Annotated in this window: 21 protein-coding genes; 16 read left to right on the forward strand and 5 right to left on the reverse strand. The window is 74.4% G+C overall.

The features are described 5' to 3' along the window. Positions 1-18 precede the first annotated feature (18 nt). From C2L59_RS18435 to C2L59_RS18455, 5 genes are read left to right on the forward strand one after another with little or no spacing between them, the layout of a single operon-like run. The gene (locus tag C2L59_RS18435; RefSeq protein WP_103350736.1) at positions 19-1,320 is read left to right on the forward strand and encodes a hypothetical protein; all 1,302 of its coding nucleotides are present in this window, start codon (positions 19-21) and stop codon (positions 1,318-1,320) included. Continuing rightward, complete coding sequence (locus tag C2L59_RS18440; RefSeq protein WP_103350737.1) at positions 1,317-3,161, forward strand: AAA family ATPase; 1,845 nt, start codon at positions 1,317-1,319, stop codon at positions 3,159-3,161. Before C2L59_RS18435 ends, C2L59_RS18440 begins: the two co-directional genes overlap by 4 nt. Next, positions 3,158-3,808 carry a 4Fe-4S single cluster domain-containing protein gene (locus tag C2L59_RS18445; RefSeq protein WP_103350738.1) on the forward strand — a complete coding sequence of 217 codons (651 nt, stop codon included), beginning with the start codon at positions 3,158-3,160 and terminating at the stop codon, positions 3,806-3,808. Before C2L59_RS18440 ends, C2L59_RS18445 begins: the two co-directional genes overlap by 4 nt. Further along, complete coding sequence (locus tag C2L59_RS18450; RefSeq protein ID WP_103350739.1) at positions 3,796-4,380, forward strand: FHA domain-containing protein; 585 nt, start codon at positions 3,796-3,798, stop codon at positions 4,378-4,380. The genes C2L59_RS18445 and C2L59_RS18450 overlap by 13 nt, the downstream gene beginning before the upstream one ends. After that, positions 4,377-5,114: a PP2C family serine/threonine-protein phosphatase gene (locus C2L59_RS18455; RefSeq protein WP_103350740.1), complete on the forward strand. Its 738-nt coding sequence runs from the start codon at positions 4,377-4,379 to the stop codon at positions 5,112-5,114. The genes C2L59_RS18450 and C2L59_RS18455 overlap by 4 nt, the downstream gene beginning before the upstream one ends. A gap of 284 nt (positions 5,115-5,398) precedes the next feature. Here C2L59_RS18455 and C2L59_RS18460 read toward each other — a convergent pair whose 3' ends face one another. After that, positions 5,399-8,275 carry a glycoside hydrolase family 9 protein gene (locus tag C2L59_RS18460; protein ID WP_199199134.1) on the reverse strand — a complete coding sequence of 959 codons (2,877 nt, stop codon included), beginning with the start codon at positions 8,273-8,275 and terminating at the stop codon, positions 5,399-5,401. Positions 8,276-8,432: 157 nt separating this feature from the next. Then, the gene (locus C2L59_RS50090; RefSeq protein ID WP_103350742.1) at positions 8,433-12,704 is read right to left on the reverse strand and encodes a BTAD domain-containing putative transcriptional regulator; all 4,272 of its coding nucleotides are present in this window, start codon (positions 12,702-12,704) and stop codon (positions 8,433-8,435) included. Positions 12,705-12,900: 196 nt separating this feature from the next. On the opposite strand from C2L59_RS50090, the gene C2L59_RS18470 reads away from it, so the two are divergent. Both C2L59_RS18470 and C2L59_RS18475 read left to right on the forward strand, forming a co-directional pair. Then, positions 12,901-13,491 carry a toll/interleukin-1 receptor domain-containing protein gene (locus C2L59_RS18470; RefSeq protein WP_158263090.1) on the forward strand — a complete coding sequence of 197 codons (591 nt, stop codon included), beginning with the start codon at positions 12,901-12,903 and terminating at the stop codon, positions 13,489-13,491. Positions 13,492-13,533: 42 nt separating this feature from the next. After that, positions 13,534-13,761 carry a hypothetical protein gene (locus tag C2L59_RS18475; protein ID WP_103350743.1) on the forward strand — a complete coding sequence of 76 codons (228 nt, stop codon included), beginning with the start codon at positions 13,534-13,536 and terminating at the stop codon, positions 13,759-13,761. A 257-nt stretch (positions 13,762-14,018) separates the two neighbouring features. On the opposite strand, the gene C2L59_RS18480 is transcribed toward C2L59_RS18475, so the two are convergent. From C2L59_RS18480 to C2L59_RS18490, 3 genes are all read right to left on the reverse strand, one after another. Next, positions 14,019-14,372 (reverse strand): hypothetical protein, encoded by a 354-nt coding sequence (locus C2L59_RS18480; protein WP_103350744.1) that lies wholly within the window; start codon positions 14,370-14,372, stop codon positions 14,019-14,021. A gap of 408 nt (positions 14,373-14,780) precedes the next feature. Beyond that, on the reverse strand, positions 14,781-15,080 hold the full coding sequence (locus tag C2L59_RS18485) for an ANTAR domain-containing protein (RefSeq protein ID WP_103350745.1): 300 nt from the start codon (positions 15,078-15,080) through the stop codon (positions 14,781-14,783). A gap of 164 nt (positions 15,081-15,244) precedes the next feature. Continuing rightward, the gene (locus tag C2L59_RS18490) at positions 15,245-15,613 is read right to left on the reverse strand and encodes a hypothetical protein (protein ID WP_103350746.1); all 369 of its coding nucleotides are present in this window, start codon (positions 15,611-15,613) and stop codon (positions 15,245-15,247) included. Positions 15,614-16,014: 401 nt separating this feature from the next. On the opposite strand from C2L59_RS18490, the gene C2L59_RS18495 reads away from it, so the two are divergent. The 9 genes from C2L59_RS18495 (at position 16,015) to C2L59_RS18535 (ending at position 26,410) form a co-directional block, all read left to right on the forward strand. Next, entirely contained in the window at positions 16,015-16,851 is an 837-nt protein-coding gene (locus tag C2L59_RS18495; RefSeq protein WP_103350747.1) for a hypothetical protein, read from the forward strand. Then, the gene (locus C2L59_RS18500) at positions 16,848-17,813 is read left to right on the forward strand and encodes a polysaccharide deacetylase family protein (RefSeq protein ID WP_103350748.1); all 966 of its coding nucleotides are present in this window, start codon (positions 16,848-16,850) and stop codon (positions 17,811-17,813) included. Before C2L59_RS18495 ends, C2L59_RS18500 begins: the two co-directional genes overlap by 4 nt. Further along, positions 17,810-19,039: an O-antigen ligase gene (locus C2L59_RS18505; RefSeq protein WP_103350749.1), complete on the forward strand. Its 1,230-nt coding sequence runs from the start codon at positions 17,810-17,812 to the stop codon at positions 19,037-19,039. The genes C2L59_RS18500 and C2L59_RS18505 overlap by 4 nt, the downstream gene beginning before the upstream one ends. After that, complete coding sequence (locus tag C2L59_RS18510; RefSeq protein WP_233223553.1) at positions 19,014-20,072, forward strand: glycosyltransferase; 1,059 nt, start codon at positions 19,014-19,016, stop codon at positions 20,070-20,072. Before C2L59_RS18505 ends, C2L59_RS18510 begins: the two co-directional genes overlap by 26 nt. Then, positions 20,069-20,932 (forward strand): hypothetical protein, encoded by an 864-nt coding sequence (locus C2L59_RS50095; protein ID WP_103350751.1) that lies wholly within the window; start codon positions 20,069-20,071, stop codon positions 20,930-20,932. The genes C2L59_RS18510 and C2L59_RS50095 overlap by 4 nt, the downstream gene beginning before the upstream one ends. Continuing rightward, entirely contained in the window at positions 20,929-22,485 is a 1,557-nt protein-coding gene (locus tag C2L59_RS18520) for a glycosyltransferase family 87 protein (RefSeq protein ID WP_233223554.1), read from the forward strand. The genes C2L59_RS50095 and C2L59_RS18520 overlap by 4 nt, the downstream gene beginning before the upstream one ends. After that, complete coding sequence (locus C2L59_RS49040) at positions 22,482-23,906, forward strand: oligosaccharide flippase family protein (protein WP_304485941.1); 1,425 nt, start codon at positions 22,482-22,484, stop codon at positions 23,904-23,906. The genes C2L59_RS18520 and C2L59_RS49040 overlap by 4 nt, the downstream gene beginning before the upstream one ends. Before the next feature lie 267 nt (positions 23,907-24,173). After that, a complete protein-coding gene (locus tag C2L59_RS18530) occupies positions 24,174-25,283 on the forward strand; it encodes a glycosyltransferase (RefSeq protein ID WP_103350753.1) in 1,110 nt (369 codons plus the stop codon). Further along, positions 25,280-26,410, forward strand: a complete 1,131-nt coding sequence (locus tag C2L59_RS18535; RefSeq protein WP_103350754.1) for a glycosyltransferase family 4 protein — start codon at positions 25,280-25,282, stop codon at positions 26,408-26,410. The genes C2L59_RS18530 and C2L59_RS18535 overlap by 4 nt, the downstream gene beginning before the upstream one ends. The last annotated feature ends 53 nt before the right edge of the window (positions 26,411-26,463 follow it).

The following is a 26,463-nucleotide window of genomic DNA, read 5'->3' on the forward strand; positions in this document are numbered from 1 at the left end:
GACGGACGGAGGTGCGCGATGAGTGGCGAAGGCATGATCGGCGTCGCGGTGGTGGCGGTGGTCGGCGGATCGGTCTGGCTGGCCGCCCGGGGTGTCCAGGCCGGGGCGCTCGTCGCCGCGCGGTCCGTGGACCTGCTCGGCGCCGGGCTCACCCGGATCGGTGACCGGGCCGAGCGGAACCGGGCCGAGTGGGAGGCCGGGCACGCCGAGCTGCTGGCCTGGGAGTCCGCCGCCCGCGGAGTCATCGACCTCAACGCGCGGATCGAGGTGCTGCGCACCCACGCCCCCGCCGATCTGGCGGCCGGGCTCCCGCAGCCGCTCACGCCGTGCGCGGAATCGCCCGCCGAACTGGCGAGCTGGTGCACGGCGACCCGGGCGCGGCTCGAGCGGTGCGAGCGGGAACTGCGGCAGCGCACCGAAGTCGCCGTGCTGTCGGTGCTGCGGCACACCGTCGACCTCGAACGGCCGGTCACCGCCCAGGAGGCGTTCGACAAGTACCACGAGGCGATGGCACGCCAGGCAGCGCGGAAGCGTGCCACGCCGCCCGCCGCGCTCGCGGCGGTGACCCGCATCCTCGGCCGGCTCACGCCCGACGCCACCGCCGAAGAACGCGCGAAGGTGCTCGCGGCCGCCGCACAGGTCGCCGTGCCCCGGCCGGACGTCGATCCGGGCACGTTGCTGGAGGAGCTGCGGCTGCGGGTCCAGCGGGCCGACGCGCGGGCCCGCACCCGCCGGGCCGACGCGATTTCGGCGGCCCGGCTGCTGCAGGCGATCCCGGCCGGCGCCGGCGAGCCGGCCCTGGCCGCGGTGCGCACCGAACTGGCGTCGGTGGTGGCGGCCCAGCGGCCGCTCGACGCCGGGTTGCGGGCCCGGGCCGCACAGGCCGCCGAGGCCGTCCGCCGCGAGCTCGAACACGGCTACGTGCGGGCGTCCGTGGCGGACACCCTGGCCGGCCAGGGCTACACCGTCGACGAGGGCTTCTCGACCGTGACCGGCCACCCGGACCGGCTGCGGCTGGTCCGCCGGGACTGGCAGCAGCACGCCGTGCAGCTCGTGATCAACGAAGACGAGGTGCGGGCCGCGGTCATCCGCCTCGAAGACCGGCCGGGTGCCGACGCCCGCCGTGAAGACGTCGAACGGGAGGAACAGTGGTGCGACGACCTCGGCAAGCTCCGCACCGCGCTCGACGGCTCGGGCCTGCACGTCGTGGAACGGCACCTGGTGCCGCCCGGCGAACGGGTGGTCCCGGTGGCCAAGCGCGCCGAGCCCGCCCACCCGGTGTCCACCCGCGAGCAGCGGCGGCGGGAGCGTGACCGGTGACCGGCCCGGAACTGCCCGCGTTCGTCCGCGAGATCGACTCGACGCTCGCCGTCCACGCCCAGTACGTCCTGCACGACAACATCCGGGACGTCTTCCTGCGGCGCTCACCCGGGCGCACACCCCAGCTGGTGCCGCTGCGGCAGCTGCTGTGGCAGGTGTTCGAGCGCAGCGGTTACGAGTTCCTCCTGGTGTACGACCAGGTCGACGGCCTGTCCGTGTACCCGTCGACCGACGACGACCGCGGACGGCGGGCCGCGGAGGCGGCCCGCCGGGTGCTCGGGGAAGACGTCGCGAAGGGCCAGCCGCCGTCCCTGGAGCGGTTGCCGCGGTACCTCGCCGCGGTCACCGATCCCCGCAAGGGACGGGCGGCGTGCCTGATCGACTACGGCTCGCGGCTCGCCGTCGACGTGTCCCGGCTGGACGCCGCCGAGCGCGACTTCTTCCTGTTCTGCCTCAAGCTTTCGCGCACCGCCGCGCCCGGGCCCGGGCCGGAGCACCGGCCGAGCCCGCTGTACAACCCGATCCTGTGGCTCGTCGACCGCGAACTCGACCTGCCGGTCTGGCTGACCGCGGAGAACGAGCGGTTCCGGGTGATCGGTCTCCCGCGCCCGGACCTCGGTGACCGCGAAGACACCGCCCGGCTGCTCGGCCCGTCGCTGGGCGGCACCGGCGACCCGGACGCGGCCGAGCGGTACCACGCGTTCGCCGAACGTTCGGAAGGACTGACGCTGCGGGACATGTCCGGCGTGACGCGGCTGGCCCGCGACCGCGGGCTCCGGCTGTCCGACCTCCCGGACGCCGTGCGGGTGTACAAGCTCGGCGTCCTGGACAACCCGTGGCGGCGCAGCTTCCTGCACAAGCGGATTGCGGACGGCGAGAAGAGCGTCTCGGAGAAGGTCATCGGCCAGGAGCACCCGGTCCGCAAGACCCTGGACATCCTCAAGCGCGCCGCGCTCGGCCTGTCCGGGGCCCAGGCGAGGGTGTCCTCGAACCGGCCGCGCGGCGTGCTGTTCTTCGCCGGGCCGACCGGCGTCGGCAAGACGGAGCTGGCGAAAGCCGTGGCCTCACTCGTGTTCGGCGACGAGAGCGCCTACCTCCGGTTCGACATGAGCGAGTTCTCCGCGGAGCACTCCGGTGACCGGCTGATCGGCGCGCCGCCCGGCTACGTCGGGTACGAGGTGGGCGGCGAGCTGACCAACGCCGTGCGCCGCCAGCCGTTCCGGGTGATCCTCTTCGACGAGATCGAGAAGGCGCACCCGCGGATCCTCGACAAGTTCCTGCAGATACTGGAGGACGGCCGGCTCAGCGACGGCCGCGGCGCGACCACGTACTTCTCCGAGTGCGTGCTGATCTTCACCTCGAACCTCGGGGTGAGCACGGTCGATCCCGAAACCGGCAGGCGCGGACCCAACATCTCACCGGACGAGCCGTACGAGGTGCTGGAGGCGAAGGTCCGCGCGGCCATCGCCGAGCACTTCACGATCGCGCTCTCGCGCCCTGAGCTGCTGAACCGGTTCGGGGACAACATCGTCGTGTTCGGGTTCGTCTCGCCCGGCGCCGCCGCCGAGATCTTCGGCCAGCAGCTCGACAACATCCTGCGGCGGGTGCTCGAAGAGCAGGCCGTGACCGTCGACATCACCGGGCCGGCCCGGGACCGGCTCCGCGAGTGGTGCACGGCGGACCTGGCGAACGGCGGCCGCGGCATCGGCACCGCCCTGGAGTCGTTCCTGATCAACCCGCTGGCCCGGGAGCTGTTCGACCGCAACTACGCGGCCGGCACGCGGGTCACCATCGCCGGCGTCTCCCGGCACGGCCCGGACGTCGAACTGGAGCTGGTATGACCGCGGTCCGCATCAACCGGATGCACCACCCCCTCACCGTCCTCGGGCACGGCGTCCGCGCCGGGATCTGGCTGCAGGGCTGCACGATCGGCTGCGCCGGCTGCGCCTCCCGGGACACCTGGGACCCCGGCGCGGGCGAGGACGTCGAACCCGCGGCCGTCGTGCGCTGGCTCGACTCGCTCGGCGGTCCCCTCGACGGGATCACCGTGTCGGGCGGCGAACCGTTCCAGCAGCCGGTCGCCCTCGCCGCCCTGCTCGGCGAGCTGGACGAGTGGCGCCGGGGCCGCGACCGGCCGGCCGACCTGCTCGTCTTCTCCGGCTACTCCCACGCGCGCCTGTCCGGTCGCGCCGACTGCGCCGAAGCGCTGAGCCGGTGTGACGCGGTGGTGGCCGGACCGTACGTCGAGAACCGCAACCACGGCACGGAACTGCGTGGTTCGGACAACCAGGAGATCGTCCCCCTCACCCCGCTGGGCGCCGAGCGCTACGGCCGGTCCGCGGCGGCGCCGTCGCCCGCGATGCAGCTGTCCTCGGACGCGGACGCCGTCCGGCTGATCGGCATCCCGCGCCGCGGCGACCTGGACCGGCTGCGCGCCGGGCTGGCCGCGCGCGGCATCACCTCGGAAGCCGTCACATGGCTGGCGTGATCTGCCCGGTGTGCCACACCGACAACACCGACGACGAGGCCCTGTGCAAGACCTGCGGCATGTTGCTCGCCGAGGCGGAGGAACCCCGGCCCGCGGCGGCCGGTGAGGCCGCGCCGGAGCAGCCCGCCGGTCCCGCGCCGGCCCGGTGCCCGGCGTGCGGTGCCGACGTCCCCGATCCGGCGAACCTCGTCTGCGTCGAGTGCCTCGAACCGCTGTCCCCACCGCCCGAAGCGCGGGGCCGGCCGGGCGGCGGGGCCCTGCGCCTGGTGTTCACCGGGCAGGCCGTCGACGTCCCGCAGCCCGGCTCGGTCCTGCTGGGCCGGGACCCGGGGCATTCGCCGGTGGCGGCGCTGTTCTCCCGGCACGACAACGTCTCCCGGCGCCACGCGAGCGTCGGCGTCGGCACCGACGGGCGCGGCTGGGTGCGGGACGAACACTCGACGAACGGCACGTTCGTCAACAACACCCGGGTGCCGGACGGCGAGACCGCCGCCCTGGTGCACGGCGACCGGCTCCGCATCGCCTCCGACGTCGTCGCCGTGGTGCAGTTCGGGCCGGACGGGCCGTCGTGACAGCGGCGGCCGGTGCGGCGCGCGTCCGGGTCACCGTGCTGACGCACCGCGGTGCCGCGCGCGAAGCCAACGAGGACGCCGTGGTCGTCGGCTCCTTCACCGCCTGCGGCGTCAGCTTTTCCGATCCCGTCACGTACGAAGTCCCGCTGTCGTCGCCGGTCGTCATCGCCGTCGCCGACGGGATGGGCGGGCACGCCGCCGGGGAGGTCGCTTCCGCGCACGCCGTCCGCATGCTCGCGTTCGCCGCGCCCCAGGACGAAACCGGCGTCGAGGCGGCTCTGGTGCAGATCGACACGGACCTGGTCGCGGCCGGCCGGGCCGAGCCGGCCGCCGCCCCGATGGGGACCACGGTCGCCGGCGTCCTGCTGACCGCGGCGGGCGGCACGCACTTCGGCGTCGGCGATTCGCGGGTTTACCTGGAAAGCGGCGGCTACCTGGCCCAGGTGTCCACCGACGACCGCGGGCCGCTCGGCGGGTTGTCCCGGTGCCTCGGCGGACGCACCGACGGCACCCCGCTGCGGACGCGCGTGGGGCGGCTCGCCGGCGCCGACCGGCTGCTCCTGTGCTCGGACGGGCTGAGCGACCTGGTCGGTCACGAAACCCTCGAGGAACTGCTCGGCGGCCCCGGCGGACCGGCCCGGGTGGTCAAGTCGTTGTGGGCCGCCGCGATGAACGCGTCCGGTGCGGACAACATCACCGTCGTGCTCGTCGAACTGCCCGGCAGCGATTCCTGACCGAGCTCCCGCGTCGATTCTTCCGATTGTCGATTCCCGTTCTCACCGAAGCACTTCCGCCTTTGCCGGCGAGGATTGACGGCACCTGGCAGGGAAGGCCACCGCGATATCTTCGGAATCAGCGAAACTCAGGGTCCGTTGGGGCCCGTCCGAATCGGACACGCGGGCAAGAGAGTGCGGGCAGGTGCGCCGAGGGGGAGGAGGCGCGCCTGCCCGCACTGCATGACGCTAGCGGATGGCCGGGCGGTCCGCCGATCGAGCCGGGGGAACCACCCGTCCGGCCGTCACCCGCAAGCCTTGCCGTTCACCGCGAAGGCCGTCGGCGCCGGGTTGCTGCCCGTGTAGCTGCCGTTGAACCCGATCGACACGGACTTGCCCGGCGCCACCGACGCGTTCCACGGCATCGCCGTCGCCGTGACGTCCGCGCCCGACTGCGACCACGTCGCCGACCAGCCCTGGGTCACCTTCTGGGTGCCCGGGAACGGGAACTTCAGCGTCCAGGTCGGCCAGGCCGTGGTCCCCGTGTTGGTCACGGTCACCGCGGCCGTGAAGCCGCCGCCCCACGTGTTCGCCGTGTACGTCACCGCGCAGCCGCCGGCCGGGGTGCCCGGCAGCGTCGTGAACTGCGTGGCCGCCGAATCCGGGCCGGTGAGCCCGGCGCCGTTGCGGGCCACCACGACCAGGTTGTACGCGGTCGACGGCGAGAGCCCGGTCAGCGTCGCGGTCGTCCCGGTGACGGTGGCCAGGACCGTGCGGGCCGAGCCGGTCACGCTGACCACGTCGTAGTTCTTGACGCCGCTCTCCGGGTCGGCGGACGCCGCCCAGGTCACCGTCGCCCCGGTGCTGGAGACCGCGGACACGGCCGGCTTGCCCGCCGCCGCCGGGCCGGTCGTGTCGACCGGCGACGGCGACTTCTCCGCGGTCCAGTTCGCCAGCCAGGCCAGCGCCGAGTTCCAGTTGATCGCGACCTCGTTCACCGAGTACGCCTGGATGTCGTCGACGTAGCAGCGCTGGGGCGCGCAGCCGGTCAGCAGCCGGGCCGCGGTCGGGTCCTGCAGGCCGCTGTTCGGGCCGCCGGACAACGCACCGGGCGGGGCGGTCGGCAGGGACGCGTCGAGCTCGTGCGCCCAGAACCGGTGGTGCACGTTCTGCACCGCCTGGTCACCGTGGCCGGAGACGTAGGAGTAGTTCGCCGGGTTGCGGCCCAGCAGGTAGTCCATGGCCTCGAACGCGCCGTCGCGGTACTTCGCCTGCTTGGTGAAGTCGTACGCGAGGGCGAGCACCACCCCGTTGTTGGCCACCAGGCCGTTGGATCCCCACTCGTACGTGCCGTCCGCGGTGCGGTACGGCGCCGGGTAGCCCATGCCCGCCATCTGCGCCAGGTGGCTGTCGGCGGTCGTGGTGATGGCGGTCTTGATCGCCGCGACGTCGGCGGCCGGCAGGTCGGTGGGCACCAGCGCGAGCGTGATGTCCCCGAGGGCGCCGGTCGAGCCCCAATCGAAGCCGTGGGTGTTGAAGCTCGCTCCGCGGTAGAGCGGGGAGCCGGTGACGTCGGTGCGGTACGCGCTCTTCGCGGTCGTCGCGTACAGCTCCGCGGCCGCCCAGTAGAACTCGTCGCTGACGGTGTTGTCGCTGTAGGTGCCACCGCCGGTGCCGTCGTTGGGATCGGCGAGCTTGTTCGGGTTGGCCTTCGCCGCGGCGTACGCCTTCTCGGCCGCCGCGAGCAGCTTCGCCGAGTACGCCGGGTCGATGGTCCGCCACAGCCGCGACGCCTGCGCCGCGACCGCGGCCATGTTCAGCGTCGCCGCGGTGCTCGGCGGGGAGAGCCGGCGGGGCTGGCTGTCCTGGTCGGGCCGGGTGGGCAGGGCGGTCCACTGCGCGTCGTGGATCTTGTGGTGCACCATGCCCGCGTCCGGCTTGCCGTCCGGCACCTGCATCTCGAGCAGGAAGTCGACCTCCCAGCGCGCCTCGTCGAGGATGTCCGGCACGCCGTTGGCCTGCTCCGGGATCGCCAGCTTGCCGTCGCCCAGCGCGCTTGCGTCGCCGACCCGCAGCGCGCGCTCGTACTCGTCGAGCAGTTCCCACGCGGCGATGCCGCCGTTGACGACGTACTTGCCCTGGTCACCGGCGTCATACCAGCCACCGCGCACGTCGAGCGTGTACCCGCAGTTCAGGTCCGAGCGGCAGGGCACGTTGTTGTCACCCTGGTTCGGCGCCACGTTGAGGTGACCGGCGGGGCGCGCGTAGGTCGCCCCGACGTACTTGGCGTCGATCGGGATGCCGCTGCGCTGGTGGTAGAAGAACGCCAGCGAGTCGTAGCGCAGCTTCTTCAGCCCGTCCGCGGAAATGTCGAAGGGGAAACTGGTGTCCGAGCCGACGGTGAGCGTGTAGCCGGTGCCCGCCGTGTCGTAGGTGGAGAAGTCGATCTCGTGCACGTTCTCGCCGGAGGGTACGTCCGCGCCGCGCGGGCGGGTCTGGCCGGTGGCCACCGCGGTGCCGGCGGCGTTCTTCAGCGTCCACGTCAGCGGCGTGGCCGAGTCGCTGATCACGGTGGCGCGCTTGGGCATGCCCGGCAGGTAACTTTCCTGGTTCACCCGGATGCCGCTGGCCGGGGGCAGGCCCCCGGGCGGGACGACCCCGCCGATCAGCGAGATGTTGTCCAGGCAGATGGTGTTGGCGGCGGCCTGGCCGCCGAACCAGAAGGCCAGCTGCCCGTTGCCCGCGTTCGGGAAGTCCAAAGTGGACGTGAAGGTGACGGTGAAGTGCTGGGTCGACGGCGTGACGGTCAGGTCGGTGCGCGAAATCTGCCGGTAGGGCGAGACGGCCTCCCCCGCGACGGCGGAGATCTGCTGGGTCGTCGTCGCGTGCGCGTCGAACGTCAGGGTGTACTGCTGCCCGGTCTCGAAGGGGACGCCGTTCTGGCCGACCAGCGCGTCGTAGCCGTTGGCCGTGCCGCCGGCGACGTCGGTGCAGAACTCACCGCCGGTGACGCGGCCGGTGGTCCCGGCCCCGGCCCACCACGGGTCGATGGTGCCGCCGGCGAAGGTGCCGTTGAGCAGCCGCTCGTAGTCGGCGGCGGACGCGGGCACGGAACCCGCCGTCACCCCGAGCGCCGCTGCGGCCAGCAGCACCAGGCCGTTCCGGAATTTTCTTGCCCGCATTCGCCATCTCCTCGTCGTCGAGCCAGAGGTGAGTGGGAGCGCTCCCAGGGAGGGAACTGTAATCATCCGGACACGCGTTTGGCAATCGTTTCCCGGCACCGGGGGACCGGCCGCGACGCGCCCGTCGTCCAGCGCGGTGAGCCTGCTCGCAGCGGCCTCAGCAGCCCGGCCGGAAGGGATCGCCTCCGTAGTACCGGTTCCAGACGAACCGGGCGTCCACCCCGGCCGTTTCCGCGCAGACCCGGCGGGCCAGCCGCTCGGGGTCGGTTTCCCACACCAGGGCGGTTCCGTCCCGGCCTCCCGAGACGACGGTGTGGCCGTCCGGCACGAACGCGACGGACGTGACGCGGTCCCCGTGCCCGTAGAGGTTGCTCAGCAGCTCCGGCTGACCCGGCTCGGTGATGTCCCACAACCGGACGACGTGGTCATCGTCGGCGGTCACCAGCCGGTGCCCGCCGGCCGGGCCGAACGCGATCGAGCTGACCGGGCCGGGGTGCGGGAGCTCCGAGAGCCGCTTCGGCACTTCACCGGGCCGGCCGACGTCCCACAGCAGGACGTCCTTGTCGGTGCCGCCGGTCGCCAGCACCTTGCCGTCCGGGCTGAACGCCACCGCCCACACGTAGTCGCGGTGGCCGGTCAGGGTGACCCGGAGTTTCGCCGCGTGGGGGCTGCTCACGTCCCAGAGCCGGACCGTCGCGTCGAGCCCACCGCTGGCCAGGGTCCGGCCGTCGGGGCTGTAGCTCAGCGACTCCACCTCGCCGCTGTGCCCCGCGAGCTCGGCGATCCGCTGCGGTGCCCGCGGGTCACCGATGTCCCACAGGCGGACCATTTCGTCGCTGCCGGCGACGGCGAGCGTCCGGTCGTCGGGGCTGAACGCCACCGCCTTGAGGAGCGTGCCGGGCGCCTCGATGGTGCCGAGACGCCGGGGAGCGCCCGGCTCGCGCAGGTCCCAGAGCTGCGCGGTCCCGTCGTCGCTCGCGGTGGCCAGCAGCCGCCCCTGCCTGCTGAACGTCACGGCGAGGACCTTCGCCCGGTGCTCGCGGAGTTCGACGGGCGGCCCCGGCCGGCCGAGGTCCCGGATCTGGACGACCGTGTCGGACCCGGCGGTCGCCAGGACGGCGCCGTCGGCGCTGGCCGCGACGTCCTCGATGCCGACGGGGCCGCCGTGGTGCAGGCCCGGGCCGTCGAGTTCGGCCAGCTTGCTGCTGCCGCCCGCGCTCGTGGCGGCGACCGCGCCGCCGTCCGGGCGGAAGGCCAGCGACCGGACGGGCCCGTCCACGCCGGCCACGGTGCGGGTGGGCCCGGTGTGCGCGGGATCGGAGACGTCCATGACGGTGACCGCGCGGTCGAAGCCGCCGAATGCGAGGGTGCGGCCGTCCGGGCTGAACGCCACGGCGGTCATCCACTGCCCGAGGTAGCCGAACGCCGTGAGCACGCGCAACTTCCCCGGCGTACCGGCGTCCCAGAGCTTGACGTCCGAGTCGTCCCCGACGCTGGCGAGCGTGCGCCCGTCCGGGCTGAACGCGACCGACTCGACCGCCGCGGTGTGGCCGGGGACGACGACCGGTGCTCCGGGCCGGCCGGGCGCGGAGACGTCCAGCAGGCGGATGCCGCCGTCGTCACCGGCCGCGGCCAGGGTGCGGGCGTCCGGGCTGAAGGCCACCGACCGGACGCCGGTGGCCAGGTCGGTCCGCGACAGCTCGTGCGGGTGCGCGGGCGTGACGTCCCACAGCCGGACCGTCCGGTCCCGGCTGCCCGAGGCGAGGGTGCGGCCGTCCCGGCCGAACTGCAGGGAGACCACGGCGCCGGCGTGCCCGGGCAACCGGGTGAGCAGGACCGGCCGGTCGGGATCGCCGACGTCCCAGAGGAAGATGCCCCGCTCGGCGCCCGAGCTGGCCAGCACCCGGCCGTCGGGGCTGAACGCGATCGCGTTCACCGCGTCGGTGTGGCCGGGCAGCCGGGCCTTCCGGACCGGGTACCGCGGTGCCGAGGTGTCCCACAGCAGGATTTCGTGGTCGTCACCGGCCGTCGCCAGCAGCTTGCCGTTCCGGGCGTACGCCACCGCGTTCACCGATCCGGTGTGCCCGGGCAGCGTTGTCCCGTAGGGCACCTGGAACGCGCTGAGCAGGCTGCTGCGGGCCGCGGTGGTCGGCGAAAGGCGGTAGGCCGCCAGCGCCAGCTGCGCGCCGAGGAGGGTGTCGCTGGAGCGCAGCTCGTTGAGCGCGGTGCCCGCGGCCTGGTCGGCGATCGAGTTCGTGTGCTGCCGGACCGAACGCGACCAGGCGACCAGGCTGTAGCCCGCGAAGCACACCACCAGCACCGCGACCGTCACCAAGGCCGCGACCAGCTGCTGGCGTCGCCGGGTCCGGCGGCGTTCCGCGGCGTGCACCTCGTCCTCGCGCACGATCGACTGCTCGAGGAACTCGGCCGCGTACGCCGGCAGGTCCGCCTCCGCCGCGCCGGGACCCGCCCACTCGCGGACGCTCGCCAGCTTCGGGTTCCGGTAGAGGTCGCCGGGGTGCCGGCCGTCGCGGCGCCAGGCCGTCGCCGCTTCGAGCAGCTGCTGCCGCGCGAACAGGCGGACCTCGCTCTCCCGGATCCACTCCTGCAGGGCGGGCCATTCGCGCAACAGGGCTTCGTGGGTGATCTCGGCGGTCTTCCCGGTCACCGTGACCAGGCGGTTCGCCGCCAGCCGGTCGAGGGCGGCCCGGGTGGCCTCGTCGCGGAGCTCGCTCAGGTCGACGCGTTGGCGGGTGTGTTCGGCGCCCTCGCCGATCCGGACCAGCCGGAGCAGCAGCCGCTTCATCACGGCTTCCTCCTCCGCGCCGAGGTTCAGCAAGGCGCCTTCGACCGTGGTCAGGATCGCGCCGCGCACGCCCCGGACGCTCTCGTACTCCTTCCGGGTCAGGGTGTCGCCGGTCCGCAGGTCGCAGATCGCCTGCAGGGTGTGCGACAGCAGCGGCAGCTGACCGGCGGCGTAGGCGGCCTTCGACGTCATGGCCCCGTCGATGCCGAACTCCTTGAGGAGGACGTCGACCAGCCCGGGTTCCCACGCGAGCCCCGCCTCTTTCGCGGGGCGTTCGATCGCCTCCCGCAGTTCGCCGGGGGTCATGGCGTTGACCAAAAAGGGGTTGCTCAGCGCCGCGGACAGCTCCTGGTACTCGGCGCAGCGGTCGAAGAAGTCGATCCGGACGCCCAGGACCACCACGGCCGGCGGCCGGTCTCCGGCCCCGGCCGCCAGCTCGGCCAGGGCCCGGATGAACGCGTGCCGCTCCTGCTCGTCCGCGCACTGGGTGAAGGTCTCCTCGAACTGGTCGACCACGAGCACGAGCCGGCCCGGCCCGGCGCCGAGCCCGGCGAGTTCGGCCCGGAGCACGCCGCCGGGGTCGGACGTCGGCCGGAAGAGCACGTACCGCGCCTTGTTCCCCCGCTCGGACAGGGCGCCGCGATCGAGCGCGGGCAGCAGCCCGGCCTGCAGCAGCGACGACTTCCCGGCCCCGGAGATCGCGGTGACGACGACGATCTCCGGAACGGCCAGCCGCTGCTTCAGCTTGTCCAGCAGCTTTCCCACCAGCTCGGTCCGGCCGAAGAAGTACCGGGCCAGGCTGCGGTCGAACGCGGCCAGGCCGGGGTAGGGACAGGCGCCGGGCGGCAGGTCGGCCCGGTCGGACGGCCAGCCGGGCACGCGGGCGCCCGGGGCCACCGCGAGCACGGCGTCGAGGTGCGCGTCCAGCCGGTCGCTCAGCAGGTCGCCGGCGCGCAGCCGGCCGCGGAAGGCCTCCACCGCGGCCGGGCCGCGGTGGACGGACATCGCGGTGGCGTGCAGGCCGAGCAGGTTCTCCTCCTGGGGCCACTCCGCCAGGTGCCGCTCCGTCTCCGCGTAGGCCGCCGAGTGGCGGCCGAGTTCCAGCAGGCATTCGACGTGCAGGAGGCACGCCTCCCGCCACTGGCGTTCCAGGGTGTACCGGAAGCGCCACAACCGGCCGTTGGCCGCCGCGGCCGACAGGTTTTCCAGCGGCCGCCCGCGCACTTGCGCGAGGGCCGCGCTCAGCTCACGGTGCGCCTGGGGGTGATCACCGCGCCGGACCGCCGCGCGAGCCGCTTCGACGTGGTCCCCGAAGCGGAAGTAGTCGACGCGGCTCCGGTCGGCCTCCAGGCGGTGCTGCTTGCCGGAGGCGACGCGCACGGCCCCGCCGGGAAAGTGCGTCCCGAGCGCGTCGCGGACCGCCCGGAGGTGCTTGGCCAGCGAGTTGCTGGCCGGCGGTTCGTTCCACAGCCAGTCCGCCAGGTCCGCCGCCGAGGCCGGTTTCGGGTGCAGGCACACCAGGGCGGCGAGCACCGCCAGCGGCATCGGCCGCAGCCGGAGCTGCGCACCCGCCGCGTCGACGACTTCGAGCTCGCCGAAGATCCGGATGGAGGTCTGGTCCATGTCCCCCTCTGACGGCCCGGATCTCCGGCTTTTCCGCCAATTCCGCTGCCAACCCACCGATGGAGTGAACCGAATACCACGATCGGGTACACCTCGCGGTTTCCCGGCTTTTTCCCCTTCACGTTCCCCCTCGCGTTCCCCCTGCTTCGAGCAGGGTCGCCGCTGTCATCGAGCACCAGCCCAGGAAGGCGACGGCATGAACGACGATCACGAGGCGAGGCCCACGGTGTTCGTGGCGTACCTGCACGAATCCGAGGACCACCGGGAGTTGGTCATGCGGTTCGCCGCGTTCCTCCGCACCTGCGGGATCGACGCCCGGCTCGACCGCTGGTCCTTCGGCGGGCGGCAGGACTGGTACCGGTGGGCCCTGGACCTGATCCCGCGGTCCGACTACGTGGTCGTCGTCGCGTCGCCGCGGTGCCGGACCGTCGGCGACGGGCAGGGGCCGCCGTGGGACAACATGGGCGGCCAGGCCGAGATGGCCCTGCTGCGGGAACTGCTCCAGCGGGACCGGGCGACCTGGACGCGCAAGCTGCTCCCGGTGCTGCTGCCCGGCGGCACCTGGGAGGACATCCCGCTCTTCCTCCAGGGCCGGACCGCCGACCACTACCGCGTCGACGCGCTGACCCCCGAGGCGGCCGAGGACCTGCTGCGCGTGCTCACCGGGCAGCCGCCCTACCCGTCGCCGCCGCTGGGCCCCCTCATCACCCTGCCCCCGCGGAACGGCCGGTCTCACCTGTCCGAGGGACACGACACCGGTAACGCCAGCGCGGTAACGGAGCGATGACGAGGACACGGACCGCACGCCCGACAGCAGGAGAACCTTCGCGTGGAAACACAGTGCCGAGGCCCCATCGACGTGACCCGGGTCGCCGGGTTCGACACCGGCACCGCCGACCCTGATGACCTCCGCCGCGCGGTGACGGCGTCGCCCGGGTACGCCCGGGCCCGCGCCGAGCAGCAGGCCGCGCTGCTCGACATCGTGCTGGCCGTGGGCACCATCCCGCGGCCGCGGCGACGGCGGCGGCTCGCCGGGAGGCTGCTCGGCCGCCGGTGACAGAAAAATCGCCGCACCGTCCGGGGACGGTGCGGCGATTTCGGTCTGGCGCCGGGTGGGACCGGTCCACCTCTGAGGTCCGGTGACCGGTCCCACCCGTGCCGGCGTCACACTGCGTCGCCGCGTGCCTGGGACACGGAACCGGAGTGTGCAGCTCGCTCCCTGTTCCGGGCACGCCTCACGACGTCACGCGCGGCGCCGGATTCCACGCCTCGGCCGGCTTCCGCACACACAACGGGCGGCCGCGGCGCGGAGGCTCAGTGGCCCTGGTCCGTGCCGCCGTCGGCGAGGCCGCTCGACGCGCAGTTGTACGGGGACTCACCTTCGGCCGAGTTCTCGCCCGGCGACAGGATCGGCACGCCGATGCCGTTGAGCGAGTCGTGGATCGGCACCTGGACGCCGAGGACGTTGATGTCGTTGCCGCACAGGCCGAGCGTGGCGTTGACGTTGTGCAGCAGATCGGTGTTGTTCAGGTTGAGCAGGCCGAGCTGGCCGGTGTGGCCACCGTGGTGGTGGTCGTGCCCGTCCGGCGTACCGGCGGCTGCGACGCCACCGGCGAGGAAAGCGCCGGCCGCCATGGCCGCCGTGACGAAACCAACCTTCTTCAGCATGAGTTCTCCTATAATCGACTGATCGACGGTGCATCGGACAGGACGGCAGCAAGGTGTGTTCTCCGTCCCGCGTGAGGGAAACGTACTGAGACATCCGGGTGAATTCCACCGGTGGCCACCATCGGGTCACCGCCGCACGTCGCTGACCGGGCCATCATTGGCTCGATCGGGTCACCGATGTTTGGCGGCGGCAAATCGGGGTGGCGGCCCGCGGGCCGTTCGCACACCCGTTCACGCCACAACCACCCTTCGAAAAGCGACGGAATCGACGCCGAGGCCGTATTCTTCGAGCACGGAATTCGTTCCTCTGACCCCAGGAGCGGATATCCGGCCGGTGAACCGGCGAGGTCAGAACTCTCAGCCGAACCCGCAGCCGGGCGACGCCCCAACCTCGCCGGTTCCCAGGTCCTAGCCCAGGTGGGCGCACAACGCCGCGCGCACGGCGCGTCCGGCGTCCGCATCGGACAACCCGGGCTCGGTGGCGCTGCCGGTGGCCACGACGACCGTGGCGACGTCGCGGAGCTTCACGTTGCTCTGCTGCGAAACGGCGACCAGCACGGCGAACGCCTCCCGGGCGGAGCAGCCGCGGACCAGCATCACCATGCCCTTGGCCTGCTCGATCACCGCCCGCGACGACAGCGCCTCGCGCAGCTGCTCGTTCTCGGCCGCCGGGTCCACGTCACCGGCCGGGCCACGGTCGTGCTCCACTCGTCCAGGCTTTCTTTTTCCGCAGCGAAAAGCCGCCGCGCGGAAACAGCATCCACGCGGCGGCCTTCCTACCGGTCTTCGAGCAGCCGACCTGGGCGGTCCCGCCGTGCACCGGGACCCGTTCGGCTGCCGGGATCCGGCGACGTTGCCGCCGCCGGGGGAACTCAGTTGCCCTGGCTGGTGCCACCGTCGGCGAGACCGCTCGAGGCGCAGTTGTACGGCGACTCGCCGCTGGCCTCGCTCGCGCCCGGCGACAGGACCGGCACGCCGAGGCCGTTCAGGGTGTCGTGCAGCGGAACCTGGACGCCGAGCACGTTGATGTCGTTGCCGCAGACGCCGAGGGTGGCCTGGACGTTGTGCAGCAGGTCGGTGTCGTTCAGGTTGAGCAGGCCGACCTGGCCGGTGGAGTCGAAGCCGTAGGGGCCCTGGCGGTGGCCGTGCTCGTCGCCCGGCGTACCCGCGGACGCGATCCCACCGGTGACCAACGCTCCGGCCGCCATGGCGACGGCGACGAAGCCGATTTTCTTCAGCATGAAATCTCCTCGATAGACAATTGCCGCGGCGGCATTCAAGGCGTGTTCCGCGTGGCAGCGAAAACGTACTGAGGGCCCGGCCGACGTTCCAGCCGGTTCACCGATCGTGTGGGGCGCGCGAACCGCTGACCGCGGGTCGTATAACTCGAACGAGTGGGCCGGCCGGAACGGGCGCGCGCCAGCGATGGTCCTCCGCGGGCCGCGTGAACCGTCACTACACCGTGTGTTCTACCCCTCAGGACGCCGCAGCGCATCACTCTTTGGTGTGGGTTCTGCTCGCCGAATTCCGGTCGGAGCGTCACGAATTCCCGAACCCCATCCTTCGAAAGTGAAGCCACCTCGGCGTTCCTACGCTTTGCCGTGGGCACCTGGCACACGGTGCGGGACGTGAGGAGTCGTTCGTGGTGGATTACGCCGTACTCGTGGCGTCCGCGGTGCTGTACGCGGTCGGGATCGTCGCGCAGAGCGTCGCGGCCCGGCGGGCCGGGAACCGGCCGGGCGCCGGGCTGGGCCTGCTGGCCCGGCTGGCCGCCGACCGCCTGTACCTGCTGGGTTTCGCCGGCCAGGCCGGTGGTTTCGCGCTCGCCTTCTTCGCGCGCGCTTCCTTGCCGCTGTACCTGGTCCAGGCCGCGTCTTCGTCGGCGATCGGGCTGGCCACGGTGTTCGGCGTCGCCGTGCTCGGGTGGCGGATCCGCACCGCGGAGGCGATGACGCTGGTGCTGCTGGCTTCCGGGCTCGTCGTGCTGGCCGGGTCGTCGGCCCCTTCGGTCGCCACGGACCTCCCGTTCGCCGGGGTGGCCGCGCTGGCGGTGGTGGTGCTCGGGACGGGCCTGGCCATGGTCCCCGCGGGCCGCGCGGCGACGTTCCTGCCGGCCGCCGTGCTGTCCGGGGTCGCGTTCGCCGTCGTGGCGGTCGCCAGCCGCACCCTCGCCCACCTCGATCTCGTTGCCCTGCCGGGCAATCCGCTGACCTGGCTGATGCTGGCGGCGGCCGTGCTCGGCCAGGCGTCGATGGCGGTCGCGCTGCAGCGCGGCCCGGCGGCGGCCGTCGTGGCCACCGCCGACGCGACGACCATCGTGCTCGCGTCGGTCACCGGCATCGCCGTCCTCGGCGACCACGTCGTCGGCGGCCGCGAGCCGTGGGTGGCCTTCGGGCTGGCCGTGGTCGTGAGCGGCGTCCTGCTGCTCGGCGTGCAGTCGCGTACAGCCACGGCAGCCCTCGCGGGGGAAGCCGCGTGAGCGCGCGGCCGCTCGCGAGCGTCTCGGTCGACCTGGACAACCTGTGGGCGTACCTCAAGACGCACGGCGATCCGGGCTGGCGCGACCACCCCAGTTTCCTGCCGTCCGCGGTGCCGCGGCTGCTGGAGATCCTCGGCGGCCAGGGCCTCACGACCACCGTCTTCGTCGTGGGCGCCGACGTCGTCCGCGAAGACGGCGCCAAGGCGGTGGCCGAGATCGCCGCGGCCGGGCACGAGGTGGCCAACCACTCCTTCGGCCACGAACCCTGGCTGCACCGCTACTCCCGCGACCGCCTCGAGGACGAGCTCGGCCGGACCGAGGACGCGATCACCACCGCGGGCGCCCCGCGGCCGGCCGGCTTCCGCGGCCCCGGCTACAGCGTCACGCGCGACCTGATCGAGCTGCTCGCCGAACGCGGGTACGCCTACGACGCCAGCACACTGCCGACGTGGATCGGCCCGCTGGCCCGCGCCTACCACAACCGCACGGCGAAAACGGCGGAAGAAGGGGCCGGCGAGCTGTTCGGCGGCGTCTCGCGGGTGCTGGCGCCGGTGCACGCCTACCGCTGGCGGACGTGCGGCGGCAGCGCCCTGGTCGAGCTGCCGGTGACGACGATGCCGTTGCTGCGCACGCCGATCCACGGCTCGTACCTCCTGCAGCTGCACGAGATCTCGCCGCGGCTGGCTCGCGCGTACTTCCGCACGGCGCTGCGGCTCTGCCTCGCCCGCGGGGTGTCCCCGTCGCTGCTGCTGCACCCCACCGACGTCCTCGGCGCGGCCGACGCGCCGGGAATGGAGTTCTTCCCCGGCATGGCGGCCCCGGGCGCGCGGAAGGTGGCCTGGCTCGGCTGGGTGCTTTCCGCGCTGCGCGAGCACTTCGACGTCGTCGGCACCGGGGAGTACGTCCGGCGGGCGGCCGTGCGCCGGACCCGCCCGGTGACCCGGCTGGACGCCGGGAGATGACCACCTTCGCGGTCGTCCGGCCCCGAGCCCGCGAAGCGGTGCTGCTGCAGGTGCTCGCCTGCGCGACCGTCGCCCTCGCGCCGGTCGAGGGCTACCTGACGGCCGTGCAGAGCCAGCTCGGGAAGGTCGCGCCTGCGGTGCTGACGCTGACCTGGCTCGCGGTGCGGCTGCGCGGCCGGCAGCTGCCGCGCCCGACGCCGTTGCACGCGGTCCTCGCGCTGCTGGCCCTGGTGCTGGCGGCGACGGCCGCGCTGCACGCGGCGGGCCCGTTCACCGCGGAGTACACCGTGCGCTGGCTGCCGTTCCTGGTGGTCACCGCGGCGCTGGCGGACGTCGCGAGCCGCGAGGTGCCGATCCGGTGGCTGCTGCTGGCGGCGGCCGCGGGCGCCACCGTCGCCGGCGCCGGGGCGCTGTTCAGCCTGATCGTCGGCGGCGAAGCCCGGGCGAGCGGCCCGCAGCCGGACCCGAACGACCTGGCCTACTTCCTCGTCGCGGCCGTCCCGCTGCTGGCGGCGCTGCACCGCCGGGGCCGGGGCGCGGTGCTGGCGGTCGCGGGCATCGTCCTGGTGGCCGGCGCGACGGCGACGTTCTCCCGCGGCGGCGCGCTGGGCCTGGGCGCCGCGGCCGGCTGGCTGCTGCTGCGGCGCGTGCTGCCGTGGCGGGTGGTCGCCGCCGTCGCCGCGGCGGTGGCCGGGCTGGGGCTGGCCGCGCTGCTGTTCGCCGGGCCGCAGCTGGACCGGGCGCTGCAGGAGAAGAGCTTCATCGCCGCGTCCAATGTGGACACCCGCGAGCTGCGCTGGCAGGCGGCGGCCCGGATGCTGACCGCGCACCCGCTGCTCGGTGTCGGCCCCGGCGGGTTCCGCGAGCACTACGCCGCCGAGTCGCACGACGCCGAGGTCGACGAGCAGACCCCCGTGGCGCACAACATGTACCTCGAGGTCGCCGCGGAACTGGGGCTGCCGGGGTTCGCGCTGTTCGCCGGGGTGATCGCCACCGCCGCGGTGGCGAGCGAGCGGACGGTCCGGCTCGCCGGGCCCGGCCCACAGCGGACGGAGGCGGTGGCGACCCAGGCGTCGCTGCTCGCCGTGCTGGTCACCTCGACGTTCCTGTCCGAGCAGTACTACCTGCCGTTGTGGTCGCTGGCCGCGCTCGCCGTCGCGGCCGGGACCCGAGTTCGCCGAGAAGGAGAGGGGAGCGCCGATGCGGGTGCTGCACGTGATCAGTGAAATGGGGGCGGGCGGGGCGGAAACGCTCGTCGCCGGCATGGTGGGCCGCGGCGAGGAGTACGGCTGGACGTCGGCGGTCGCCAGCGCCGGCGGGTTCCGCGCCGACGCGCTGGCCGCCGGCGGCACCCCGGTGTTCGCAGTCCCGCTCGCGCGCCGCAGCAAGGCGGGCGTGCTGAAGGCGGCCTGGGCCACCCGCCGCGCGATCGCGCGGTTCCGGCCGGACGTCGTGCTGGCCCACAACGTCGGGGCGAGCCTGGTCGCCCGGCTCGCGCTCGCCCCCGGCCGGCGGCGGCCGCTGGTGACCGTCTTCCACGGCGTCGCCGAGGCCGAATACCCGGCCGCGGCGCGGATCCTGCGTCGCACGTCAGACCGCGTCGTCGCCGTCTCCCCGGCCACCGCGGACCGGCTCGCCGCGGCGGGCCTGGACCGGCCGGTGGTGATCCGCAACGCGGTGTTCCCCCGGCCGCCGGTGTTCGGCCGCGCGGAGGTCCGCGCGTCCCTCGGCGTCCCGGAGCGGACCCCGGTCGCGCTCTGCCTGGCCCGGCTGGAACCGCAGAAGCGCCACGACGTGCTGCTGGACGCGTGGGCCGCGGTCGAGGGCGACGCGGTGCTGTGGCTGGCCGGCGACGGCAGCCTGCGCGCGGAACTCGAGCGCCGCAGCGAAGCGCTGGGCCGCCGGATCGAGTTCCTCGGCACCCGCGAAGACATCCCGGACCTGCTCGCGGCGGCCGACGTCACGGTGCTGACCAGCGACTGGGAGGGCCTGCCGCTGGCGGTCCTGGAGTCGCTGGCGGCGGGACGGCCGGTGGTCGCCACGGACGTGGGCGGCATCGCCGGCGTCTTGGCCGGCGGCGGTGGGCTGGTGGTGCCGCCGGGCGACCCGGCGGCGGCGGCCGCGGCGCTGAACACCGTCCTGTTCGACCCGGCGACCCGGGATTCCCTTGCGGCCGAGGGAATCCGGGCTGTCGAGCGGGACTACGACCCGCACCCGCTGATGAAGTCCTACGACGAGTTGCTCCGAGGTGCCCGATGAAGTTCCGCGTTCCGCGCACTGCCGTGCTCAGCGTCGCCGTGGCGCTGGTGGCCGGGGCGCTCGTGTTGCTGGTCGGCCTGACCCGCGGGGCCGAGTACCAGGGCCGGGTGAGCCTGCTGGCGACCCCGGCCGCGGCGGACGGTGCCCCGTACGGCGAAGTCGTCTCGCTGACGTTGCCGGCGCTGGTCGAGCTGGCCCGCAGCCCGTCGGTGCTGCAGGCGGCGGCGCCGGTGTCGGGCTATCCGGCGGACGAGCTGGCCGGGCACGTGTCCGTCGAGCTGGTCCCGGCCTCGGGCCTCGCGCGCCTGTCGGTGCGCGCGGGCTCGGCGGAGCAGGCCGCGGCCGCGGCGACGGCCCTGGCCAAGGCGATGATCGACGCGGACCTGCTCGCCCCGGCGGCCAAGCTGCGGACGCTGGACCCGCGGCCGGAGGTCATCACGGTGGCCCCGGACGCGGCCCTGGTGCTGGGCCTGGCCCTGGTGGGCGCGGTCGCGGCGGGCCTGGCGACGGCGGCCGCGCGCCGCTTGACCCCGGGAGGCGCGGGCCCGGGCCCGGTCCGCCGCGCACTGGGCGCGGCGGGAGTCCGCCGCCCGGTGGCGGTCCTCCAGGAGGACGACCCGTCGGCGGCGGACCGCTTGGCGGTGTTGTGCCGGGCGGCCGGCCGGCCGGTACGGGTCCTGCCGGTGCGCCCGGAACTGACGGAGACGGCGGCCAAGCTGGCGGCGGCGCTGCCGGAGGAGCGCGGAGCCGGGGCTTCGGTGGTCGCGGTGACGGTGTCGGGAAGGCACCAGGCCGAGCTGACGGCGGCGGTGGGCGTGCTGCCGGCCGACGCGGTGCTGGTGGCGGTGGTGCTGGCATGAGATCGAGACAGGACATCCCGGCGGCGGGCATCGCCGGCGCGGGCTCGGCCCCGCCGCGGCCCGCCACCACACGCGACCGCACCACCCACCCGACCGAGCCGCCCACCCTCCCCACGGCAGCCAGCACCAGCCCCAAGCCCCAGCCCACCACCGACCCCGACCCGACCCAGCAGCCCGGGCTCGGCCCCACAGCAGCCCGCCGCCCCCGTCACCGCGCTCGGCCGCGCCGGCGCGTCCGAGCGAACCGCGTCGGTGGTACCGGCATGACCCCGGCCAAGCACACCGCCACGGCCACGAACCGGCGCCCGTCCCTCCTCCCCCGCGGCGCGAGCCTGTCCCCGAAACAGCGGCTCGTCCTCCTCCTCGCCACCCTCGCCACCGCCGCGAGCGCCTGGCACGCCCTCGCCCCCTCCTGGCAGGTCCCCCTCCCCTCCGCCGCCAACCTCGGCGAAGAACGGCTGCAGGACTTCCGCGACGCCCTCTACTTCCCCATCCGCGAATTCCTCCACGGCGGCAACCCCTACGACCCCGCCGCGATGTTCGCCCACTGGCCGGTGCGCCAGGACTTCAACCTCTACCAGCCCTACCACCTGCTCCTGCACGCCCCGTTCGCGTTGCCCGGCTACCGGGCCGGCGCCGTCGCGTTCTCCGTCGTCTCCCTCCTCCTCCTAATCGCGCTCGCCGCCATGGCCGCGCACGCCGTCCGGCGGTTCGTCCCCGCGCCGTTCGGGGTCACCACCGCCGTCGTCGCCGCGCTGCTCGTCACCAGCCAGGTCGGGAAGGCGCAGCTCTACGTCGGGCAGATCAACCCGCTGGTCGCCGTCGGCGCGGCCGGGGCCCTGCTCGCGCGGCGCGACCGGCCCGGGTGGGCCGCGATGGCGCTCGCCCTGGCCTGGCTGAAGCCGCAGTACGGCCTTCCGCTGGCCGTCCTGCTGTTCGCGCGCGGCTCACGGCGGGTCGCGCTGACCGGGACCGCGATCGCCGCGGCCGCCAGCCTGCCGGTCGTCGCGCTCCTCGTCGTGCGGGGAGGCGGGATCGGGCCGTTCCTCGACGTCGTCGTCGCGAACCTCACCCACGCGCGTGGCACCGACTACGGCGCCGTCGATTCCGTGACCGCGCAACGCATCGACGTCGCCGCCGTGCTCTTCCGCGTCACCGGCTGGGCGCCCGCCGGCGTCGAGCTGGCGGTGCTGGCCGGGGTGCTCGGCACGAGCGCGCTGCTCGCCCGGCGGCTCACGGCGCCGCTCGCCGACCTGCTGACGTGCCTGGCCGTCGTGGTCTGCGCCGTGCACCAGCCCGGCGACGTGCTGATCGCCGTTCCCTCGATGGCCGCGGTCGCCGCGGTGTGGTGGCGGCACCGGGCCGGGCCCTGGTGGGGCGCGGCCGTCGTCGCGCTCGCCGTTCCGTTCGGCCATCTGTACACAGTGGACTCCTTGCTCGGCACGGCGTTCGGCTCGCGCACGGCGGTCACTGTGGACGGTGTCGCGGTGGTCTTCGCTTGGGGGCTCGCGGTCTGCGCCGCGGCCCGGCCGAGCCGGGTGCTGGTCACGTGACGCACGCGCTCGGGACTCGCGCGGTCCGCGGCTCGCTGTGGCTCGGCGTGGTCAACCTGGTCAGCAAGAGCAGCCAGATGCTGGTCACGCTGGTGCTGGCGGCCCTGCTGACCGAGGCCCAGCTCGGCGCCGTCGCGCTCGCGGTGGCGCTGGTGAACCTCGGCCAGGTCGTCCAGTCGATCGGGGTCTACGACGTCATCGGCCGCACCGAACGCGATCCGCGCCGGACGGCGGGCACGGTCCTCACACTGAGCGTCGGCGCCGGGGCCGTCCTGGCCGTCGCGCTGGTGGCGGTGGCGGGCCCGCTCACGGCGTTGCTCGGCACCCCGGACGCCGCCGGCCTGGTCCGGCTGGCCGCGCTCGGCCTGCCGTTCTCCGCCGCCGGCGGGGTGCAGATGGGCCTGATGCACCGGGAGCTGGACTTCCGGCGGCGGCTGCTGCCCGACGGCGGGAGCGCGGTGCTCGGCGCCGTGCTGACGGTCGCGCTCGCCGCGTGCGGCGCCGGGTCCGTGTCGCTGGTGCTCGGCCTGCTGGCGACGGCGGTGACGCAGCCGCTGCTCGGCGCGCTGGCCGGCGGCGGGGTGCGGCCGCAGTGGGACGCGGGCGCGGCGCGGGAGGTCCTGCGCTGGGTGGCCGTGGTGGGGCCGGCCGCGGTGGTGGGTGCGTTGCTGGTCAACCTCGACTACTTCGCGGTGGGGCACGCGCTCGGCCCGGACGCGGTCGGCGTCTACTCGCTCGCGTACCGGCTGGCGTGGGTGCCGTACATCATGGTGGCGGTCGTGCTCGGCGCGGTCGCGTTCCCGGTGTTCACGCGGCTGCGGCGCGAAGGCCGGCCGCTGGGCGGGGCGGTCACCCGGTTCACGCGCGCGGTGCTCGTGGTGACGGGTGGTCTGTACCTGGCGCTCGCGGTACTGGCCGACCGCGTCGTGCTGCTGGGCGAGCGCTGGGCGGGCGCGGCGGGGCCGCTGGCGGTGCTGTCGGGCTACGGCGCCGCGATCTGCCTGCTGCAGATCTGGTACCAGGCGGTGAAGGCGACCGGCCACGTCCGCCGCTACCTGGCCCTCGAGACGACGCACCTGCTGCTGCTGGCGGCCGGCCTGGCGGTGCTGACCCAGGCGGGCATCGAAGCGGTCGCCTGGGTCCAGTGCGCCGCGGCGTGGCTGGTGGTCCCGCTCGCGTGGCGGGTGTCGGCGGGCTTGGGCGTGGCGCCACCGGCGGCGGAGCTGGCCGGCACGGTGGCCCGGGTCCTGGCGGCGGGCGTGGCGGGCGCGGCGCCGGCGGTGGTGCTGGGCCGGTGGTTCGGGGAGTCCCTGCCGGGGACGCTGGCGGAAGCCGCGGTGCTCGTCGCCGGGTACGCCGGGGCGACGGTGGTGCTGCAGCGGGACGCGCTCGCGGAGTTGCGCCGGGGAGGTCTGCGGTGAGGGAAGCTGCGCCGCGGGCCGGAACGCGCCGGACCACTCGCTGCTGGTGGCGGCCGAGGAAGGCCGCGCCGCCGCCAGCCCCAGCCGGAAAACGCCGGACCGATCGCCACCAATGCCCGCCGAGGAAGGCCGCGCCGCCGCCAGCCCCAGCCGGAAAACGCCGGACCGATCGCCGCCAGCGCCCCCAAGGAACCCTGCGCCGCCCGCAACCCCCGCCCCAAAACTCCGCACGGAATCGCCTGCCCGAACTCGTCGAGGGAACCGCCCGTGAAGATCGTGCACGTCTCCCAGCCCGTCACCGCCGGGGTCGCCGTTGTCGTGCTGGAACTCGCCGTCGCGCAGCGGGATCGTGGGTGGTCCGTCGCCGTCGTCTGCCCGCCTTCCGGGTGGCTCGCCCAGCGCGCCCGTGAGCTCGGGATCGACGTGCGCGGCTGGGCCGCCCGGCGCGGGCCCGGACCCGCGTCCCTCACCGAAGCCCTCCGGCTCCGCCGGCTGCTGCACGCGCTCGACCCGGATGTCGTGCACCTGCACAGCTCCAAAGCCGGCCTCGCCGGGCGGCTGGCCGTGCGCGGCGGGCGGCCGACCGTCTTCCAACCGCACCTGTGGTCCTTCGAGACCGCCGACGGTCACCTGCGCCGCGCCTGCGCCGCGTGGGAGCGCTTCGCCTCGCGGTGGACCGATCTCGTCGTCTGCGTCAGCGACGACGAACTGGCCGCCGGCCGGGCCGCGGGGGTGACCGCCGACGCCGAGGTGGTCTGCAACGGCGTCGACACCGGCCACTTCGTCCCCGGCGACCGGGCCGCCGCGCGACGGCGGCTCGGGCTGCCCGAACGGGCGCCGCTCGCCGTCTGCCTCGGGCGGCTGGCCGAGCTCAAGGGCCAGGACCAGCTGCTCTCCGCGTGGCCCGCCGTGCTGCGGCGGCTGCCGGACGCCCGTCTCGCCCTGCCCGGCGACGGCCCGATGGGTCCCGTCTGGCGCGACCGGCACCCGATGGCGGGTCACCCGTCCGTGCGGTGGCCGGGCCACACCGACGACCCCGCCACCTGGTACACCGCCGCGGACGTCGTCGTCCTCCCCTCCCGCGCCGAAGGCATGGCCCTGGTGCCGCTGGAAGCGATGGCGTGCGCGCGGCCGGTCGTCGCGTTCGACGTCGGCGGGATGCGCCAGAGCGTCGCCGACGCCGGTGCCGTGCTGCCGCCCGGCGATCTCGGCCGCCTCGCCGACGCCGTCGCCGCGCGGCTCGCCGACCCCGCGCTCGCCCGGCGCGAAGGCGAACGCGGCCGCCGCCGCGTGGAACTGTCCTTCGACCGGGGCCGGATGACCGACCAGGTCGCCGCCCTCGTCGACAAACTCACCCCGTCGGAGCGCCTCTCGTGACCCGCATCGCCTACCTGCTCACCCAGGACCGGGGCGGCCCGGTCGACGTCACCGTCCGGCTGGCCGCGACGCTCGCCGCCGACGGCCTCGACGTCCGGGTCTTCGGGCCCGTGCCCGCCCGTGGAGCGTCCACAATAGATGGATTGCACGAGGAACTCGCGGTGTCCGAAAAGGAGAATCTCGCGGCGGCGGGCCGGGCGCGGGCGGCGCTGCGGGCGTGGCGGCCCGACGTCGTGCACGCGCAGGACCGCCGCGCGGGCCTGGTGATCGCCGGCCTGCGCTTCGCCCGCGGGCCCCGGCCCGCACTGGTCCAGACCTACCACGGCGTGCCCGACGACGTCGCCGAGCCGTGGTTCCGCGGTGAGCGCGGCGCGGCCGGGCCGTCGGGGTACACGCGGACCGTGCTCGCGGCGGACGCGGCGGTCGCCCGCGTGCTGGACCACACGATCGTGCCCGCCGAAGCGATGGGGACGTTCCTGCGCCGGCGCCTGCGGGTGCCCGCCGGCCGGCTGGTGCACGTCGACAACTGCGTCGCACCGGCCGAGCCGCAACCACCGCGCGCGCCGGTGCGGCACCTCGTCTTCGCCGGGCTTCTGGTGGAGCGCAAGGGTGTTCTCGACCTGCTGGCCGCGCTGGCCCTCCCGGGCGTGCTGCCGCCGGACGCCCGGCTGACGGTGATCGGCGACGGCCCGCAGCGCGCCGACGCGGAACGGGCCGCGCAGCAGGCGCCGCTGGCCGGGCGCGTGACGTTCCTCGGCTTCCGGCCGGACGTCCCCGGCCTGCTCGCCGCGGCCGACGCCCTGGTCCTGCCGTCCACGATGGAGCAGCAGCCGCTGGTGGTGGCCGAGGCGATGGCCGCGGGCAAGCCGGTCCTGGCCACGGCCACCGGCGGCGTCCCGGCCATGCTCGACGTCCCGGACGCCCCCGCGCTCCTGGCCCCGCCCGGCGACGTCCCCGCGCTCGCCGACCGCCTGCGGGCCCTGTTCGCCGAACCGGACCCCGGCCGCCTGGGCCGTCTCCTCGCCGAACGCGCCCGCGACCGCTACCGCCCGGAGGCCTGCGCCCGCCGGCACCTGGCCCTGTACGACCAGCTGACCGGAGCATGCCGCCCCGCCAGACACGCGTAATGCCCCGGGATGCCCTTCCGATCACCCGGCTCGGCGTGCTTCGAGGCGGAACT

The sequence above is a fragment of the Amycolatopsis sp. CA-128772 genome (assembly GCF_002904295.1).
Classification (GTDB): Bacteria; Actinomycetota; Actinomycetes; order Mycobacteriales; family Pseudonocardiaceae; genus Amycolatopsis.

Excerpts from the sequence above, each read along its gene's own strand:
- C2L59_RS18435 (WP_103350736.1), top strand. The coding sequence starts at position 19 with ATGAGTGGCGAAGGCATGATCGGCGTCGCGGTGGTGGCGGTGGTCGGC.
- C2L59_RS18445 (WP_103350738.1), top strand. The coding sequence starts at position 3,158 with ATGACCGCGGTCCGCATCAACCGGATGCACCACCCCCTCACCGTCCTC.
- C2L59_RS18450 (WP_103350739.1), top strand. The coding sequence starts at position 3,796 with ATGGCTGGCGTGATCTGCCCGGTGTGCCACACCGACAACACCGACGAC.
- C2L59_RS18460 (WP_199199134.1), bottom strand. The coding sequence starts at position 8,275 with ATGCGGGCAAGAAAATTCCGGAACGGCCTGGTGCTGCTGGCCGCAGCG.
- C2L59_RS50090 (WP_103350742.1), bottom strand. The coding sequence starts at position 12,704 with ATGGACCAGACCTCCATCCGGATCTTCGGCGAGCTCGAAGTCGTCGAC.
- C2L59_RS18470 (WP_158263090.1), top strand. The coding sequence starts at position 12,901 with ATGAACGACGATCACGAGGCGAGGCCCACGGTGTTCGTGGCGTACCTG.
- C2L59_RS18480 (WP_103350744.1), bottom strand. The coding sequence starts at position 14,372 with ATGCTGAAGAAGGTTGGTTTCGTCACGGCGGCCATGGCGGCCGGCGCT.
- C2L59_RS18490 (WP_103350746.1), bottom strand. The coding sequence starts at position 15,613 with ATGCTGAAGAAAATCGGCTTCGTCGCCGTCGCCATGGCGGCCGGAGCG.
- C2L59_RS18505 (WP_103350749.1), top strand. The coding sequence starts at position 17,810 with ATGACCACCTTCGCGGTCGTCCGGCCCCGAGCCCGCGAAGCGGTGCTG.
- C2L59_RS18510 (WP_233223553.1), top strand. The coding sequence starts at position 19,014 with ATGCGGGTGCTGCACGTGATCAGTGAAATGGGGGCGGGCGGGGCGGAA.
- C2L59_RS50095 (WP_103350751.1), top strand. The coding sequence starts at position 20,069 with ATGAAGTTCCGCGTTCCGCGCACTGCCGTGCTCAGCGTCGCCGTGGCG.
- C2L59_RS18520 (WP_233223554.1), top strand. The coding sequence starts at position 20,929 with ATGAGATCGAGACAGGACATCCCGGCGGCGGGCATCGCCGGCGCGGGC.